The organism is Vibrio sp. ED004, assembly GCF_023206395.1.
Taxonomy (GTDB): domain Bacteria; phylum Pseudomonadota; class Gammaproteobacteria; order Enterobacterales; family Vibrionaceae; genus Vibrio.
In genome coordinates this window covers 3,586,824-3,601,885 of record NZ_CP066149.1, presented here as the reverse complement: position 1 = coordinate 3,601,885, position 15,062 = coordinate 3,586,824, and the positions used below count along the sequence as shown (strand labels likewise).

Annotated in this window: 17 protein-coding genes and 1 pseudogene; 12 read left to right on the top strand and 6 right to left on the bottom strand. The window is 43.8% G+C overall.

Annotation, left to right across the window (positions count from 1 at the left end; all coding sequences use genetic code 11):
- Positions 1 to 231: 231 nt before the first annotated feature.
- The 4 genes from ITG10_RS16465 (at position 232) to ITG10_RS16450 (ending at position 2,871) form a co-directional block, all read left to right on the top strand.
- Positions 232 to 750 carry an adenylate kinase gene (locus ITG10_RS16465; protein WP_017631898.1) on the top strand — a complete coding sequence of 173 codons (519 nt, stop codon included), beginning with the start codon at positions 232 to 234 and terminating at the stop codon, positions 748 to 750.
- A 129-nt stretch (positions 751 to 879) separates the two neighbouring features.
- Positions 880 to 1,104 carry a hypothetical protein gene (locus tag ITG10_RS16460; protein ID WP_128644396.1) on the top strand — a complete coding sequence of 75 codons (225 nt, stop codon included), beginning with the start codon at positions 880 to 882 and terminating at the stop codon, positions 1,102 to 1,104.
- Between the two features lie 169 nt (positions 1,105 to 1,273).
- Positions 1,274 to 2,302 (top strand): radical SAM protein, encoded by a 1,029-nt coding sequence (locus ITG10_RS16455; RefSeq protein WP_017631897.1) that lies wholly within the window; start codon positions 1,274 to 1,276, stop codon positions 2,300 to 2,302.
- Positions 2,303 to 2,319: 17 nt separating this feature from the next.
- Complete coding sequence (locus ITG10_RS16450; RefSeq protein ID WP_017631896.1) at positions 2,320 to 2,871, top strand: DUF1349 domain-containing protein; 552 nt, start codon at positions 2,320 to 2,322, stop codon at positions 2,869 to 2,871.
- A gap of 93 nt (positions 2,872 to 2,964) precedes the next feature.
- Here the strand turns inward: ITG10_RS16450 and ITG10_RS16445 are convergent, their stop codons facing one another.
- Positions 2,965 to 3,297, bottom strand: coding sequence for a PBPRA1643 family SWIM/SEC-C metal-binding motif protein (locus ITG10_RS16445; protein ID WP_017631895.1), 333 nt, complete (start codon positions 3,295 to 3,297; stop codon positions 2,965 to 2,967).
- Between the two features lie 266 nt (positions 3,298 to 3,563).
- Here ITG10_RS16445 and ITG10_RS16440 point away from each other — a divergent pair, with 266 nt between their 5' ends.
- From ITG10_RS16440 to catB, 4 genes are all read left to right on the top strand, one after another.
- Positions 3,564 to 4,280, top strand: coding sequence for an HAD family hydrolase (locus ITG10_RS16440; RefSeq protein ID WP_017631894.1), 717 nt, complete (start codon positions 3,564 to 3,566; stop codon positions 4,278 to 4,280).
- A 36-nt stretch (positions 4,281 to 4,316) separates the two neighbouring features.
- Positions 4,317 to 4,709, top strand: a complete 393-nt coding sequence (locus ITG10_RS16435; protein ID WP_017631893.1) for a nuclear transport factor 2 family protein — start codon at positions 4,317 to 4,319, stop codon at positions 4,707 to 4,709.
- A gap of 103 nt (positions 4,710 to 4,812) precedes the next feature.
- On the top strand, positions 4,813 to 5,544 hold the full coding sequence (locus tag ITG10_RS16430; RefSeq protein WP_017631892.1) for an SDR family oxidoreductase: 732 nt from the start codon (positions 4,813 to 4,815) through the stop codon (positions 5,542 to 5,544).
- A gap of 94 nt (positions 5,545 to 5,638) precedes the next feature.
- On the top strand, positions 5,639 to 6,265 hold the full coding sequence (gene catB, locus ITG10_RS16425) for a type B chloramphenicol O-acetyltransferase (protein WP_017631891.1): 627 nt from the start codon (positions 5,639 to 5,641) through the stop codon (positions 6,263 to 6,265).
- Between the two features lie 34 nt (positions 6,266 to 6,299).
- Here catB and ITG10_RS16420 read toward each other — a convergent pair.
- Together ITG10_RS16420 and ITG10_RS16415 are read right to left on the bottom strand one after the other, a co-directional pair.
- Positions 6,300 to 7,478: pseudogene (locus ITG10_RS16420) on the bottom strand (BamA/TamA family outer membrane protein).
- Between the two features lie 118 nt (positions 7,479 to 7,596).
- Positions 7,597 to 7,962 carry a cytochrome c gene (locus tag ITG10_RS16415; protein WP_017631890.1) on the bottom strand — a complete coding sequence of 122 codons (366 nt, stop codon included), beginning with the start codon at positions 7,960 to 7,962 and terminating at the stop codon, positions 7,597 to 7,599.
- Positions 7,963 to 8,174: 212 nt separating this feature from the next.
- Here ITG10_RS16415 and ITG10_RS16410 point away from each other — a divergent pair, with 212 nt between their 5' ends.
- The 3 genes from ITG10_RS16410 to ITG10_RS16400 are packed head-to-tail and all read left to right on the top strand — an operon-like array spanning position 8,175 to position 9,165.
- Positions 8,175 to 8,426: a Rho-binding antiterminator gene (locus tag ITG10_RS16410; RefSeq protein ID WP_017631889.1), complete on the top strand. Its 252-nt coding sequence runs from the start codon at positions 8,175 to 8,177 to the stop codon at positions 8,424 to 8,426.
- Between the two features lie 8 nt (positions 8,427 to 8,434).
- Positions 8,435 to 8,668, top strand: coding sequence for a hypothetical protein (locus tag ITG10_RS16405; protein ID WP_017631888.1), 234 nt, complete (start codon positions 8,435 to 8,437; stop codon positions 8,666 to 8,668).
- A gap of 47 nt (positions 8,669 to 8,715) precedes the next feature.
- Positions 8,716 to 9,165, top strand: coding sequence for a GyrI-like domain-containing protein (locus ITG10_RS16400; RefSeq protein ID WP_017631887.1), 450 nt, complete (start codon positions 8,716 to 8,718; stop codon positions 9,163 to 9,165).
- Positions 9,166 to 9,323: 158 nt separating this feature from the next.
- Here ITG10_RS16400 and ITG10_RS16395 read toward each other — a convergent pair whose 3' ends face one another.
- Positions 9,324 to 9,986 carry a glutathione S-transferase gene (locus tag ITG10_RS16395; RefSeq protein ID WP_128644395.1) on the bottom strand — a complete coding sequence of 221 codons (663 nt, stop codon included), beginning with the start codon at positions 9,984 to 9,986 and terminating at the stop codon, positions 9,324 to 9,326.
- Positions 9,987 to 10,090: 104 nt separating this feature from the next.
- On the opposite strand from ITG10_RS16395, the gene ITG10_RS16390 reads away from it, so the two are divergent.
- Positions 10,091 to 12,346 carry a peptidase U32 family protein gene (locus ITG10_RS16390; protein WP_017631885.1) on the top strand — a complete coding sequence of 752 codons (2,256 nt, stop codon included), beginning with the start codon at positions 10,091 to 10,093 and terminating at the stop codon, positions 12,344 to 12,346.
- 147 nt (positions 12,347 to 12,493) lie between these two features.
- Here the strand turns inward: ITG10_RS16390 and ITG10_RS16385 are convergent, their stop codons facing one another.
- Complete coding sequence (locus ITG10_RS16385) at positions 12,494 to 12,958, bottom strand: acyl-CoA thioesterase (protein ID WP_017061819.1); 465 nt, start codon at positions 12,956 to 12,958, stop codon at positions 12,494 to 12,496.
- Between the two features lie 162 nt (positions 12,959 to 13,120).
- Positions 13,121 to 14,944, bottom strand: coding sequence for an ABC transporter ATP-binding protein/permease (locus tag ITG10_RS16380; protein WP_017631884.1), 1,824 nt, complete (start codon positions 14,942 to 14,944; stop codon positions 13,121 to 13,123).
- Positions 14,945 to 15,062: the final 118 nt, after the last annotated feature.

Genomic DNA, 15,062 nt, shown 5'->3' with positions numbered 1-15,062 from the left:
GGCGGTCAGTCAGAATTTTACCCGGTCGATTAATTTGTTTGTCAGTTTGACAACAACACGACGATATATAAAAGTAATCTTATGAAAATGAATTTAGCGCAACTTAACCAACGAATTATCATCATTCCTTAGGAATGGTGGGATTTTTGATGCGCTTTATTTATCGAACCCACCCATGAGGTGGGTTTTTCGTATCTGCCTTATGGGTTTTATCTCAAAGAAGGAAGTTACATGAAGAAAATAGCGGTATTTGGTAAGCCTGGTAGTGGCAAATCTACTGTCAGTAAAGCACTCGCAGCCGCAACTGGCGTAGAGCTTCACCAGTTAGACTCCATCGTTTACAAGGCGAATGGCGAGTTCGTTGATAGTGCTGAGTTTGAACAAGCACACGAAAGCATACTGAGTTCTGACAGTTGGATCATCGATGGCTTTGGCCCGCTAGACTCGTTTAACAAGCGCTTAGACGCGGCAGATACCTTGGTTTATATCGACCTTCCTTATCCGCTGAACTATTGGTTTGTGACCAAACGCATGTTGAAAGGTTTGTTTGTGAAACCAGAAGGCTGGCCTGAAGGCAGTTCAGTTGTGAAAGGGACAATACAAAGTTACAAGACACTAAAACTGTGCCCTAAATTTTGGAATGACGACTTCAGAGCACGCTTAGAATTACGAGCCAAAGATAAAGAGGTACACATCATCACAAGCGTGACTGAGTTGAATAACTTTGTGCGCCAACATGTTGGTTCATAAGTAGAAAACCAAGACCACACAAGGACATTTTGATTTGAAAATGACTTTATAAAGTGTATCGATTTAGTTCGACGTGTGGCATATTTGCCATGCGTTGAATTTTTGTGATTGGTAAAGGCGATAGATATTATGTATGGAAGCGAACAAACAAGAGCGTTCTGTTGTAACTGTAGGGAACTGACATTGCATAAGTACACTATGTTCAGTAACCAAGCCGAAAAAGCGCCACAGCATGAAAAGAAGCCAGGGTTGCTTGGAATGATTTTATCGTCTCTATCTTCAAGTGGCGGAAACGGTGACTATAAATGTATAAAGTGTGGAACCAATTTAAGTACACCAGATAACCTCGATTAGCCTTAATCTATTCAACACTTCAACACTTCAACACTTCAACACTTTAACACTTCAACATTCTTCTAATTCAATTATCCGCTTTTATTTGATAATAATTCAAATTGCACCGTGTTTTTCATTGAATCGCTTTCCAGTAGCCTATGCGAATAGTTAATTATTGGGCATTCAAATGACACAGTATCAGTTCCAACAAGGGCCAATTCGTCCACCTTCAGAAGCGGGTAGCTTATTGATTCGTACCACCCAAGGTTGTCCTTGGAACAAGTGTAAATTCTGTACGCTGTTTGAGGGGATGGAGTTTGCCATTCGTCCCGTTGAAGATATTAAGAAAGACATTTGGGCTGCAAAAGCGTTCTACAAGAACCGTAAGTTTGAAACGTGTTTCCTACAAGACGGTGATTCATTCACTATGGATACTGAAGACTTGCTGGATGTTTTGAATACACTCAAACAAGCTTTCCCAGAGTTAAAGCAAATCAGCTCTTATGGACGAGCACAAAGCATGACTAAGAAGTCGCCTGAAGAGATGAAAGCCATCTGTGATGCAGGACTCAACATGCTTTATTGCGGTATGGAATCGGGCTCTATTGATGTTCTGAAACTGATGAAAAAGGGCATTACGCCAAAGTCTATTTTGAAATCGACCGAGTACGCGAAACAAGCGGGTATGAAGATGATGACCTTCATTATCCTTGGCTTGGGTGGTAAAGAGTATTCAGCGCAGCATGTAGAAGAAACGGCGGCGTTACTCAACCAAATCAACCCAGATGAAATACGTATTTTGTCGCTTGCTGTGAAGCCTGGAACCGAATTGGATGAACTGGTGCAAAGTGCAGAGTTCACGCCACTTAGCGAACGTGAAATGCTTGAAGAACAATATCAACTGATCAGCAAACTCAACGGCGTGACGGGCAACTATGGTAACTATCACGGTATTAATTTGTTGATGGAGCTGAACGGACAGTTGCCACAGGATAAAGCGAAGTTCTTAGCGACAATCGACCGTTTCAATATGATGAGTGAGAATGACCAGAATAACTTTATCTTGGGACGTCGTATTCATTATTACGCGACATTGAAAGACATGGATAACCAACTTATGTACGATTCTGTGCAAAGAGAGCTTAATCGCATTCAAAAGCAAAACGCCGATGAGCTCGACAACGTGTTTTATCAACTCCGTCAACGCATGATCTAGCAGCAAGGACTAATAACATGAATAACCTCGTTAACTGGCAAATCAGAAATGAAAATCCTGAACATTGGTCTTTGGAAAATGACGCACTGACGATGCAAGTGCAAGAAGGGAATATCTTTGGTGCAGGTTCAGCTGATGTTGATAACATCTTCGTTCATCCAGTATCTAGCTCGGATTACAGCACAGAAGTAACAGTTCAATTAGATCCAAATCGTGCATTTGAACAAGCTGGCTTAGGTATTTACTGGGATAACGACAACTACATTAAAGTGAGCAAAGAGATGTTCATGGGCGAGCGCTCATTAGTGTTTGTTGTAGAGCAAAATGGCCAGCCACAAATTAAAGAACGTCTGTTGTTTAGCGAATCTAGTGTGTCGGTAAAGCTCGTTAAGAAAGAGGGGAAAGTCAGCGCCCATTTCCGCCCGTTAGAAAAAGAGCAATGGCAGGAAGTGATCACGTTTGATTCGTTAGTAGGCAGTGAGCAGGGTGTGATGCTTTATACGTTCAGTGGCAGTAAGGCGACGCCTAATTTTGCCAAGTTTAGTGACTTTAGTTTGTCTGACACTTAATAGATTGTCTTACGCTGAATAGCTTTCTTAGCGTATAAAAAAACGGACCGATATTGCTACCAGTCCGTTTTTAAATCTTTCAGTTCAAAGCGTTTATGCGCAGCACTTCTTGTATTTCTTACCGCTACCACAAGAACATGGGTCGTTACGGTTAGGCGTTTTTTCAAACGTCACTGTTTTTGGCTTGTTTAGTACAGTATCAAGCTCAATCGTGTTCTCTTCTTTCTCTGCATCTACCGTTACGTTAACGAAGATAGCGTGTTCAGCAGCCAGTGCTTCAACTTCTGCTTTACGAGCTTCAGTTTGAACCATTGCAGCGATTGGAGATTCTTCAGTACCCGCTTTTACATCGCGGTTTACATTGTAGCCAGCAAGAACGTGGTTGTGTCTTGTTTCGATACGGCCTTTGAAAAATAGTTTCGACATTGGGGTACTCATTAAAAATGTTGAATGGCGCTATTTTTAACGTAGATAGCGCAATGAAGCGGGGATTATACGCATATATTCCAATTGATAAAGCAGTGATGTGAGCAAAGCCTGTTTGGCTTTTGTGTCCAACTGGTGTGTTGTTCGATGACGTGTCTATTTTGGGTTGAGTTTGGATTAAATTTGAATTTGGAGACAATAAGGTTTCCCTCAACAGGGTTTTGAGTGATAAATTCAAATCGTCAATTTAAACAAAGAGATAGTGTATGAAGTTAGATGCCATCCTGTGGGATTACGATGGAACCTTAGTTAATTCCGTTCCAAAGAATATCGCAATAACCAAAGACATTATCTCAGTGGTTGCGCCACATTTGTCGGGAGATAATTTGCCGAAATATTTGTTGAGCGAGGCGCTTTATCACGAAGCCAATCACGGTGCTAAAAATTGGCAAGCCCTTTATGTCGATTACTACGGAATGTCACATGATGAAATGTTGGTCGCTGGTGGAATGTGGGCCGAGCATCAAGAGAAAAACCAGACACCTGTTGCACTGTTTGATGGCATGGAAGCAGTGATTAGCCAGTTCGCTCATCTTCCTCATGGTATTTGTTCTCAAAACTCTCAATTGAATATTCGTGGTGTACTCGACAGTTATGGCATTGGTGATTTGTTTAAATCGGTTGTCGGTTATGACGACGTATCAAATGGGAACCAAAAACCGCATCCATTCGGTGGTATCAAGTGTGTTGAAAGCATCTTTGGTGAAGCGCAAAACGATGAACTCTGTTTGATGTATATCGGCGATCATGAAGCGGACACACAGTTTGCACGCAATATCGAAGCTGCACTTGGCGATAAAGCAAAGGTTATTGCGGTAGCAGCGGGTTATAGCCGTTCTGAACCCGAAAACTGGCAAACCAAACCCGATTACATTGCTAATAATATCGATGATCTTTTAACGATCATTGGTAAATATGCTTAATCGCTTTTAATGAGCTCGATAATTTAAGGAAGAATGATGACATCAAAAGACGTGGTATTAGGTTTTTGGGATGCAATGCGCACCAACGACTTCGCCAAAGCGGCCGAATGGCTAGCGGAAGACTTTCAAGGTTATTGGCCCCAGTCGTCTGAATTGACGATAGGGCGTAATAACTTCACAGCTATCAATTCTGAATACCCAGCGAATGGTGTTTGGAAGTTTGAGCTGAACTCGATTGTTTGCGAAGGTGATACTGTAGTGACTGATGTATCAGTGACGGATAGTGTATTAAATGATCGCGTGATTACCTTTCACACGGTTGTTGATGGTTTAATCCAAAAGCAAACCGAGTTTTGGCCTGATGGCTTTGCTGCACAAGCGTGGCGTGCAAAGTGGGTTCAGATAGTGAGCCCTGAGTCACTCAAGTAACAAGGCCAAATGCAGAACACCAAATAAAATAACACGAAGCTCACAATAGAGTATATGCATAACAACAATGAGATAAGTAAAAGTCAGCGAGTTAGGAGATTTCATGAACAAGGTCGTAATCGTTACAGGCGGAAGCCGAGGCATTGGTGCCGCCACATCGAAGCTATTAGCAAAACGAGGCTATGCAGTGTGTGTCAACTTCATACACAACGAATCAAGAGCTGATGAACTGGTGAATGAGATACGTGAGCAGGGCGGAACGGCTATCTGTGTGCGTGCCGATGTGTCGGTAGAGTCGGATGTAAAATCCCTGTTCGAGATTGCTCGTCATAAGCTTGGGCCAATTACCCACTTGGTCAATAACGCTGGGATCTTGTTTACCCAATCTGCACTAGAAGACATCGAAATTGACCGCTTTGAAAAGGTCATGAAATCGAATGTCTCGAGCTGCTTCTTATGCAGTAAAGCCTTTATCAAACAAGCTGATGGTGCGGGCTCGATTGTGAATGTCTCTTCCGCAGCTTCACGAACGGGTGCGCCGTTTGAGTATGTAGATTACGCTGCGTCTAAGGGCGCGATGGATTCACTGACCAAAGGATTATCGCTAGAATTAGCTGCACGCAATATTCGCGTTAACGGTGTTAGACCAGGCTGTATCTACACGGAGATGCACGCCGATGGCGGAGAGCCAGATAGAGTTGATAGATTAGCGTCGCAATTGCCACTACAACGAGGGGGCACACCAGAAGAAGTGGCTAACTCGATTGCTTGGTTATTGTCAGACGAAGCTTCATATGTGACTGGTTCGTTTATTGATATTGCTGGCGGGCGATAGGACAAGTTAGTTTTCACACTAAAGACAAACCCGTTAAAATCATAAACACGCAACAAAAGTACCTAACTAAAAGAACGAAACTAAGAGTACAAACATGAAAAACTATTTTGAAAGCCCATTTGTGGGCAAATCACTCAAAGAACAAGTGACTAACCCAAACATCATTGTGGGCGAACACAGCTATTACTCAGGTTATTACCACAACCACAGCTTTGATGATTGTGCGCGTTACCTTTTGCCTGATAGAACGGACATCGATAAGTTAATCATCGGCAGTTATTGCTCGATTGGCTCTGGTGCCGTGTTCATGATGGCGGGTAACCAAGGACATCAAAACCAGTGGGTGAGTACCTTCCCGTTTTTCTATCAAGACGATGAGAAGTTTGAAGGTGCAATCGACGGCTTTGAGCGCTCTGGTGATACCGTTATTGGTAACGACGTGTGGATTGGCACAGAAGCGATGATCATGAGTGGTGTTAAGGTCGGTGACGGAGCCATTATCGCGAGTCGAGCGGTTGTGACCAAAGATGTGGCACCATATTCGATTGTCGGTTCGAACCCAGCACGCCACATCCGATACCGCTTTAGCGAAGCTGAAATTACACAGCTATTAGAAATGAAGTGGTGGGAATGGAGCGAAGAGCAAATCAAAGGTGCTATGACCTTGATGTGCTCTTCAGATATAGAAGGCTTGTACCAGTACTGGAAGACTTTCGCCTAATACTTTCTGCTCGGTACATTGAATCGTGATTTAGCTAGATACCGGCTCCGACTTGGAAGTAGAGTGCGGTATCTTCTTCGCTGAACGCGAGATCAATACCTGAAATCAGACCATAGCGCCTTGCGATGAGATAACGGAAACCAACGCCGTATGCAGAGTGTGAGTTTTGGTCGAACATGTCGTTATCACTGTCTCCCGCATAACCAATGCCAGTAAATACGCCCGTTGACCAACGTGGTGTCCATTGTTTTGTCACCTGTACTTCGGCAGCAAAGGTATGCTCACCTTGATAGCGATTTCGGGCGATACCTCTAAGGTCAATGTCTGGGTAATATTGCGGAGAAAGTACACGCTCGTTAGTCGACAAGGATTTGTATTGTCCGCGCAACGCGAGATTCCACTCTTTGTTTAATTCCCAATAGTTGAGCCCTTCAAGATTAAACGTTTGATAGGTGTAATCACTACCAATAGCGTCACCAAACCAAAGGTATTCAGCAACGTAGTTGTAGCCTTGAGTTGGATTAAGGAAGCTGTTTTTGCTGTCGTATTCAGCGATCAAACCCAAGCCGGAAGAGGTCGGTGACGAGTTACCAATATTACTTAGAATCTCTTGTGCTTTAGGATGATTGTTCACGGAAAGAGTTGGTGCAATGAACTGTTGAGAGAAACCCAATAACCAATGTGTATCTGGGACTCTGAACTGGATCTTTTGGATTCCACCCATACCTTTCAAACCTAATTCAATCCCTTCGTTCGGGTCGAGAGGCGCCAGAGCGTCGGAAGAACTCTGACGATAGAAGGTCATGTTAATATCGCCATAACCTAAGCCACCCAGGTAACGAATAGAGTCTTCTTTCCAACTACGTTTATGGCCAACAAACGCCATTCAAGTGCCGTTTTCTGTTGCAAAGCCACCCACAGCAGTAATCGCAGGCGTCACTAGTTGAGCACCACCATCAATTGATTTTTCGGCCAGCTCTTTACGTGTGTTTTTTTGCTCTTCAGATTCATGAAGAAAGATACCTGTGAAGCCGCCACCGTATCCCACTGCAGGCTCTGTTATCAGTATTGGAACGGGCAAAAATCCATAGGCATTTTCAGCGAGGTATTCGCCCATATCTAAGTGGCCATCGATTTGATCGATAAAGCTAACAGCGTGTGTGGTAGTAGAAACAAGCATAAGGGCGCTTGCCGCTAAAGGTTTGAGAGTCATAACATTCCATATTATTCACTATCCATTAAATTCAGTGTAATCAATGAAATAGATAGCGCAATAAAACGAACGCGATTAAGTAAGATCTCTGCTCAAAAGGTGAATGGGACAGCGTTTACTATTGAATGGACTCTATATAAGTCAAAATGTCGAGTGCATCTTGCCTTGTGATAACGCCTTGCCATGCAGGCATTCCTTCTTCTATATCGCCCTTTAAAATGTCATCAACCAACGAGTTTTTAGTCGTGAATAGCTGTCCAAGTTTATTCGGAATGTTGGCAGGCTTGTGTGGTAAAGAGGCCGCAGTCGGTCCGTCACCTAATCCCTTATCACCATGACATACTATACAAAGCGTCTGATACTTGGCTTTGCCATTCGCAAAGTGGCTTGCATCCTCAAGTGACGCTGAGTTTGCGCTGAATGTCATCATCGAAGCGATTAAACCCAAGGCAGCTAACAAGTGTAAATGGTTCATATTTTTCATTGTTCTATTCTCTTATTGTTATCCAACAGCTAAAGAATAAGTAGGTACTCGTAGAAGAAACGTGAATGGATAAAGTGCGTTTAAGCTGAAGATTAAAAGTGGGGTTATCTTAAGAAAATGTCATCAATGTGATTAGAGTAAATGATTGATTATAAACAGTTTGCATAGTACAGCATCTCGCATTAGCGTAATGGATGAATGGGAGGGTTATTATGATTAGTTGCAATGATTACGATTATATTGAGATTGTGTGTATGCACCGGTACCCAATCAAACTCACAATGAAATCTGGTGAGCAGTTGACGTGTGCCGCCTTAGATACAAAACGCAACGATGCAAAAGAAGAGTGCATTAAGGTCAGTGTGGAAGGTCGAGAAGAACTTGTCGTGTTAACTGAAATTTCAGAACTCGAAGTTTGTGTTGATAATCCTCACTTTCAACATATCTCCTTTAAAAAGTCATAGGTGCCTATATGAACCACACAACCGAGCAATGCTACTGCACTGAATGCCGTGAAGAGACACAACACGTCGTTATATTGGTACGCAAGGAAAGTGCGTTTGCAGATGAACCGAACCAAAAACGACGTGAGTTCTGGGCGGGTGTCGTAAAAGGCTGGTTTCTTGGTCCATTTATCGCGTCAATGGATGAGTTTTCACGCCACCTTGTGTGTGAAAAGTGTGGTCATAAAGAGATACAAGATTAGAATTGCTTCAAGGCGATGACAGCGGTATTGGTTAAGGAATTAAACAAATGAAAGTAGAAACGATTGAAGCCGTAAAGGCGTACGGTTTTTCTGTAAGAACCACTAACACTGATGAAGTGGACTCGGCAAAGGCAAAGATAGGCCAATTATGGCAAGGGTTTTTCGATCAAGCTTTTCCCAAGCTGACACCTGATTCAAAGGTATATGGCGTCTACGCCAACTACGAGTCAGACTTTACGGGTGAGTTTGATGTTATCGCGTGTACCAATGCGCTTACCGATAACAATTTAGATAACCTAGTCGAAGCCAATATCGAAGCAGGTAAGTACCTAACATTCTCAGCTGAAGGTGAACTACCACAAGCGGTTATCGATTTATGGGGAGAAGTGTGGGCTTATTTCAACGCTCCAGATTGTCCACATACGCGAACTTACACAACTGATTTCGAGTTTTACAAAGGTGAAACGGCAGTCGAGATTTCGATAGCGATTGAGTGATTGGTTTAAAATGAAGAAAAGGCTTAACTTAGGCTATGCTGTCTAACTAATAGATGGGTTAAGGGGTTAAGCCTTTGAATACCAGTTAATTATAAAGAAGAGACAGTGTCACGTAACTACCTTGATTACCACATGCTTCCTCTAGCCTTGAATTACCCTTATCCACCAAAAATACAATCTTGCTTAATTTCATTCCACAAGGGGTATTGCTTCATTACTTGGGTGTAGAGCTTGCTATCTAGGTGGGCTCTTAACCAACGTCCCACGTTTTGATATTCAGATTGCACAAACCATTTCTTTTCGACTCTTACAAACTGGCTGACAAACGGCATTACCGCGAAGTCGGCGAGGCTAGGTGTATCGCCAAACAGGTACTCGTGGTGAGCGAGTTTACTTTCCAGTTCTGAGATAAATCCTTCGCATGCTTTTCTGCGTTGTTCAGTGTCAACGTTTCGGTAACGAACAGACGCACGATACTTTTCTAAATGACCAATAAATTCATTGTCGTTACGAGCAATCAATTCAAGAATCTCTTGGTTTAGTTCAGGCTCACTTGAACGCATCAGATCTTGAGGATCGTTTTGTTCCAATGCCCAAATCATCACTTCTATGCTTTGTTCTATAATCGTACCTTGTGGCAAAACCAGTATCGGTACAGTGCCTTTTGGCGAGCTGGCCAAGAGTTCGCTAGGCTTGTCTTTGGTAACGATTTCTCGAAGTAGCACTTTTTGCTGTGATAGTGCGATGCCCATTCTTCCGCGCATTGCATAAGGGCAGCGGCGCAAAGAGTAGAGGATAGGTAGGTCGGTTTCGTTCGGCATTATTGAGGTCATTTAGTTTGAAAAGTGTTGTACGGTGGTAAAGAGATCGTGATGTGGGTAGAATACGCGGCTTAAAAATTATAAGTAAGTGAGCGACTTCAAAAATGAGCAGAAAAATTGAGTTATTAGCCCCAGGTGGCGATGTAGAAGCGATAAAAGCAGCCATCGTAGCTGGTGCCAATGCGGTCTATTGTGGTTTAGACACCTTCAATGCTCGTAACAGAGCTTCTAACCTATCGTTAGATGAATTGAACGGTGTAATTCGCCTTGCTCATGAATACGGCTGTGAAGTGTTCCTGACTCTTAACGTTGTACTGCTTGAGCACGAAACGAAGAGCATCACTAAGCTACTAAACCAACTAGTGAACACCAAAGTCGATGGCATCATCGTCCAAGACTTGGGTTTGTTCAACCTGGTGAAGAAGCACTTCCCATCACTGGACGTTCACGCATCAACTCAGTTAACAACCCACAACGAAGGCCAGATTAAGTTCTTGTCTAAGATTGGCGCAACTCGCGTTAACTTGTCACGTGAGCTAAACCTTCCAGAAATTAAGATGCTAACAGAAGTGGCGCACGACCACGATGTACTGACAGAAGTCTTCGTACATGGCGCGTTGTGTATCGCATTCTCTGGTCAATGTTACTCAAGCTCTGTAAGTGTTGGTAACTCGGGTAACCGTGGCCGTTGTAGCCAAGCGTGTCGTGATGAATACGAAATCACCAACGCGGGCAACAAGTTCCCACTCAACTTAAAAGATAACTCAGCTTACTACGACCTACCTGAACTGGTTGACGCGAAAGTTGACTCATTGAAGGTAGAAGGGCGTATTAAAGGCGCACACTATGTTTACACTGTGGTAGACACGTGGCGTAAACAGATTGATAGCTTTGTAGAGAGTGGTTTGTTGATCGAAGACGATTCGAACCTGCACAAGGTATTCAACCGTGATTTCACCAACTCTTTCCTAAAGGGCAACCTGACGAAAGACATGTTCATTGATAACCCACGCGACAACAGTATGAACTACGCTGTTGAGAAAGCGACGGAGCAGAACAACGAAATCTCGGTAGTACAGATTCAAGAAGTGACGAACGAACTTCACCAAGCGAAAGACGTTCTTGGCAACGAGATGCGTGAAAAGATTGAGTTCCTTGATATTCGTAAAACGCCAGTTGCTCTGTCTTTCAGCGCGAAAGAAGGTCAGCCATTTACGGTAACTGTGAACACATCAAAAGAGAACTTCACCCTTCAATCTAAATCACTACTTGTGGCGGTTGAAGAGAAGGCGATCACTCAAGAGTTGCTTGAGAAGCGTTTCAAGAACGTCAAGAGTGCGGTTCACACACTAGAAAGCCACGACTTCAGCGAAGTTGACGCTGGCCTTGTGATTCCATTGAAAGAAGTGTCTGACCTTAAAGACGAGATCGACTTCATTCTGAACGGCTCTGTGGAAGTGATTAAGCATGTTGAAGTGCCAGCACTGCCACAACACCCTAAAGTAAATGAAAAGCCAACCATGTCGATGCTGATTGCTGATGTGGAAGACTTGCACCTGTGTGACGTCACTGATGCTGATGTTTACTTCAAACTGCCTGAAAGCTTCAAGAAGAGTTGTAACAAGTACATCGACATCTTGGCCGCAAACCCACGTTTGATTCCTTGGTTCCCAGCAGTATTGATTGGTAAAGATTACGACGAAGCGGTTCGTATCCTTGAGGAGATCAAACCTGCGCGCATCGTGACTAACAACACGGGTATTGCGTACAAGGCTTACGAAATGGGTATCGAGTGGGTTGCTGGTCCATTCATGAACACGACCAACTCTCACGCATTAGTGACACTTAAAGAAGAGCTTAACTGTGCAGGTGCATTCATTTCGAACGAGATCAACAAAGGTCAGATTCGTCATATTCGCCGCCCAGAGAACTTCAAACTGTTCTACAGCATCTACCACCCAATTTTGATGATGACTAGCCGTCAGTGTTTCTTCCAAAGAACGGTAGGTTGTAACAAGCCAAGCATTGAAGCGGGTTGTATGTTGAAGTGTGAGAAAGCGACCACGATTACTAACGTGAAAGGCATCTCTTTCGCGGTTGACAAACAGAAGGGTGGCTACCCAAGCATTTACAACCACGAGCAGTTCCTGAACCATGATGCTGTAACGGATTTCTCAGGCTTGTTCGACGAGTTCTTCATTGACCTAACCAACATTGGTGCGGGTTCGAAAGAAGTACAAGACAAAGTAGAGCTTATCAAGCACTTCGAAGCGCTACTGAACGGCGTTGAAGGTTCACAACAGAACCTAGAGCAGATGGTCGAGATTCGCACTAACGCGCAGTACGTTCAAGGTTTATAGGGTTCAAGGCCTATAGCTTTTAAGACAAAGAGCGTTCATGGTCTATAAGCCTTAACCGCTTATAAGCACTCTAAACCAATAAGCCACTCAATCGAGTGGCTTTTTAGTGTCTGAAACTTTGTGAGTCGTTTCTAGTCTGTGAATACGTTATTCAGTCACAGCTTCTTGTTTAAAGCATGGGCTTTTCAACGTGTTCATCTTTTCGATTTCGTTTGTTAAGCGCAGTGAGAGCAGTGCTTTTTGGTTTGAAGCAAAATCAAACATCACGATGGTTGCTGTGCCAACCGTTGTCAGCTTCTGTTGAGCTTTACTGACGATCGCGTATTCCATAGTAAAACGATCGTCTTGAATGTCGGTGACTCGTGAACCCACCATCAAAGTATCAGGGTAGGTAACAGGTCGGAAATATTTACAATAAGTGTCACCAAGAACAGGGCCAACTTTGGTGATAGCCATCTCTTCCATCAATTCGACATGCTTAAAAAAGTCTAAGCGAGCCGTTTCGAAATAACGAAAATACACCGCGTTGTTAACGTGATTAAGTGCGTCCATTTCTCCCCAAGCGACAGGGATTTCTGTTACTACCGGGTAGTCAGATAATAGTGCTTCCATGCGAACTCTCTTATTGTTATTTACTTATCCTTCATCGGAATAAGTTGTTATTGGAATAAAAACCCTACCGCCAAATTAACAAAACTGCAACACGTGTGATTCAAGTTTTTGAAGCTCGAAATCACACAATGTCAGTCACTTAGTTACACATGTACGCAATGGTTAGGTATTAAGGTGTTTGAATTGCAGCTCAACTAAGCGTTGGTACAATTCACAGCTATTGATGAGCGACTGGTGGTCGCCGATGTCTACCAGCTGTCCTTTATCGAGTACCGCAATTTGGTCGGCGTGTTTAATTGTTGATAAACGGTGGGCGATAATGATCGTCGTTCTGCCGTGCATTAATTCTTCCAATGCCTGCTGAACATGATGCTCACTTTCACTGTCTAGCGCACTGGTTGCTTCATCCAATAACAGAATATTTGGGTCTTTCAAGATGGCACGAGCAATCGCAATACGCTGACGTTGGCCGCCAGATAACCTCACACCACGTTCACCAAGAAAGCTATGATAACCGTCTGGTAGATTTTGAATGAACTCGTGTGCGTGCGCTTTCTTAGCCGCTTCGATAACTTGTTCGTCGGTCGCATCTGGATTGCCATAGCGAATGTTATGGAACACATCGTTACTGAACAGAGCGGGTTGCTGAGGAACTAACGCCATCTGCTTTCTTAGTTCATTCGGATCAAACTGATTCAGTTCAACACCGCCTAGTGTCACTTTACCCACTTGTGGGTCATAGAAACGTTGCAGAAGTTCGAATAGGGTGGTTTTACCTGCGCCAGACGGGCCAACCAATGCCAATACTTTACCTGCATGGGCCGTTAGCGTGAGTTTGCTTGTTGCGGGCTGGTCCGGTCTTGATGGGTAACAGAAGGCCACATCATTAAACGCAACTTCTGGTGTTACGTTATCCAGTGATGTTGGGTTTTCTACAGGCGCAACAATGTGGCTTTCAACTTGTAGAATCTCGATCAAACGTTCTGTCGCACCTGCCGCGCGTTGCAGTTCGCCCATTACTTCTGAAATCGTACCTAATGACGAAGCGACCATGATCGCATAGAAAACAAATGCAGCCAGATCACCCGCCGACATAGTGCCGTTGATAACGTCACTGCCGCCAACCCAAAGCATGCCTGCAATCGCACTAAACACGATAACAATCACACCAGAGATAAGAATCGCACGCTGTTTAACGCGTTGGCGACCAATCTCGTAAGCCTTTTCTACTTCTACGGCGAATGACGCTTTCTCTTGCGCTTCTCGGCTGTAGCTTTGCACGGTTTTAATGTGCTCAATCGCTTCACCTGCATAAGAGCCGACATCAGACATCGAATCTTGGCTTTGGCGAGAGAGGGCTCTTACACGACGCCCGTAGACAAGAATAGGAATCAAGATAAACGGCACCGAGGCCAAAACAATCAGCGTCAGCTTAATATTGGTCGCAAACAGCATGATGATTGCACCAATACACATCAATGCGCTGCGCATTGCCATAGAGAACGATGAACCAATGATGCTTTGAAGCAGAGTAGTATCCGTGGTGATGCGCGACATGATGTCACCACTGCCATTGGTCTCGAAGTAACTTGGATGCAGCGTCACGACATGATTGAAAACCGACAGTCGAATATCCGCACTTACGCGCTCCCCGACAGAAGAGACTAAATAGAAGCGAAAGAAGGTGCCAATCGAGATCAACACGACCACCACCATAATGAATTGAATCGCGCTGCCTAAGTCTGATAACGATTGTTGGCTGAAGCCTTGGTCGATAAGAAGACGAATTCCGTGTCCGACCGAAAGGGTTAAGCTCGCAGTGAAGATCAACGCGATCAACGCAGCAATAACACGACCTTTATAAGGCTGAATGAATTTACTCAGCTCAAACAAAATACTGAGGCTTTTTTTCTCAGGTTTGGGTTCTGGCGTTTGTTGGGTCGTTCGCTGAGTTGAGTCGAGCGTAGAAGAGACATCGTTTTGCATATGACTGCCTTAATGTGTTGTCGCTTTGAAAATAGATGACTTGTTACTTATTGGTTATGGCTTATTGCCTGTACTGCGCGTTGTTCGCTGGGAAGTAGTTGTTGTTGAGAATAGGACC

Excerpts from the sequence above, each read along its gene's own strand:
- ITG10_RS16465 (WP_017631898.1), top strand. The coding sequence starts at position 232 with ATGAAGAAAATAGCGGTATTTGGTAAGCCTGGTAGTGGCAAATCTACT.
- ITG10_RS16460 (WP_128644396.1), top strand. The coding sequence starts at position 880 with ATGTATGGAAGCGAACAAACAAGAGCGTTCTGTTGTAACTGTAGGGAA.
- ITG10_RS16455 (WP_017631897.1), top strand. The coding sequence starts at position 1,274 with ATGACACAGTATCAGTTCCAACAAGGGCCAATTCGTCCACCTTCAGAA.
- ITG10_RS16450 (WP_017631896.1), top strand. The coding sequence starts at position 2,320 with ATGAATAACCTCGTTAACTGGCAAATCAGAAATGAAAATCCTGAACAT.
- ITG10_RS16445 (WP_017631895.1), bottom strand. The coding sequence starts at position 3,297 with ATGTCGAAACTATTTTTCAAAGGCCGTATCGAAACAAGACACAACCAC.
- ITG10_RS16440 (WP_017631894.1), top strand. The coding sequence starts at position 3,564 with ATGAAGTTAGATGCCATCCTGTGGGATTACGATGGAACCTTAGTTAAT.
- ITG10_RS16435 (WP_017631893.1), top strand. The coding sequence starts at position 4,317 with ATGACATCAAAAGACGTGGTATTAGGTTTTTGGGATGCAATGCGCACC.
- ITG10_RS16430 (WP_017631892.1), top strand. The coding sequence starts at position 4,813 with ATGAACAAGGTCGTAATCGTTACAGGCGGAAGCCGAGGCATTGGTGCC.
- catB (WP_017631891.1), top strand. The coding sequence starts at position 5,639 with ATGAAAAACTATTTTGAAAGCCCATTTGTGGGCAAATCACTCAAAGAA.
- ITG10_RS16415 (WP_017631890.1), bottom strand. The coding sequence starts at position 7,962 with ATGAAAAATATGAACCATTTACACTTGTTAGCTGCCTTGGGTTTAATC.
- ITG10_RS16410 (WP_017631889.1), top strand. The coding sequence starts at position 8,175 with ATGATTAGTTGCAATGATTACGATTATATTGAGATTGTGTGTATGCAC.
- ITG10_RS16405 (WP_017631888.1), top strand. The coding sequence starts at position 8,435 with ATGAACCACACAACCGAGCAATGCTACTGCACTGAATGCCGTGAAGAG.
- ITG10_RS16400 (WP_017631887.1), top strand. The coding sequence starts at position 8,716 with ATGAAAGTAGAAACGATTGAAGCCGTAAAGGCGTACGGTTTTTCTGTA.
- ITG10_RS16395 (WP_128644395.1), bottom strand. The coding sequence starts at position 9,986 with ATGCCGAACGAAACCGACCTACCTATCCTCTACTCTTTGCGCCGCTGC.
- ITG10_RS16390 (WP_017631885.1), top strand. The coding sequence starts at position 10,091 with ATGAGCAGAAAAATTGAGTTATTAGCCCCAGGTGGCGATGTAGAAGCG.
- ITG10_RS16385 (WP_017061819.1), bottom strand. The coding sequence starts at position 12,958 with ATGGAAGCACTATTATCTGACTACCCGGTAGTAACAGAAATCCCTGTC.
- ITG10_RS16380 (WP_017631884.1), bottom strand. The coding sequence starts at position 14,944 with ATGCAAAACGATGTCTCTTCTACGCTCGACTCAACTCAGCGAACGACC.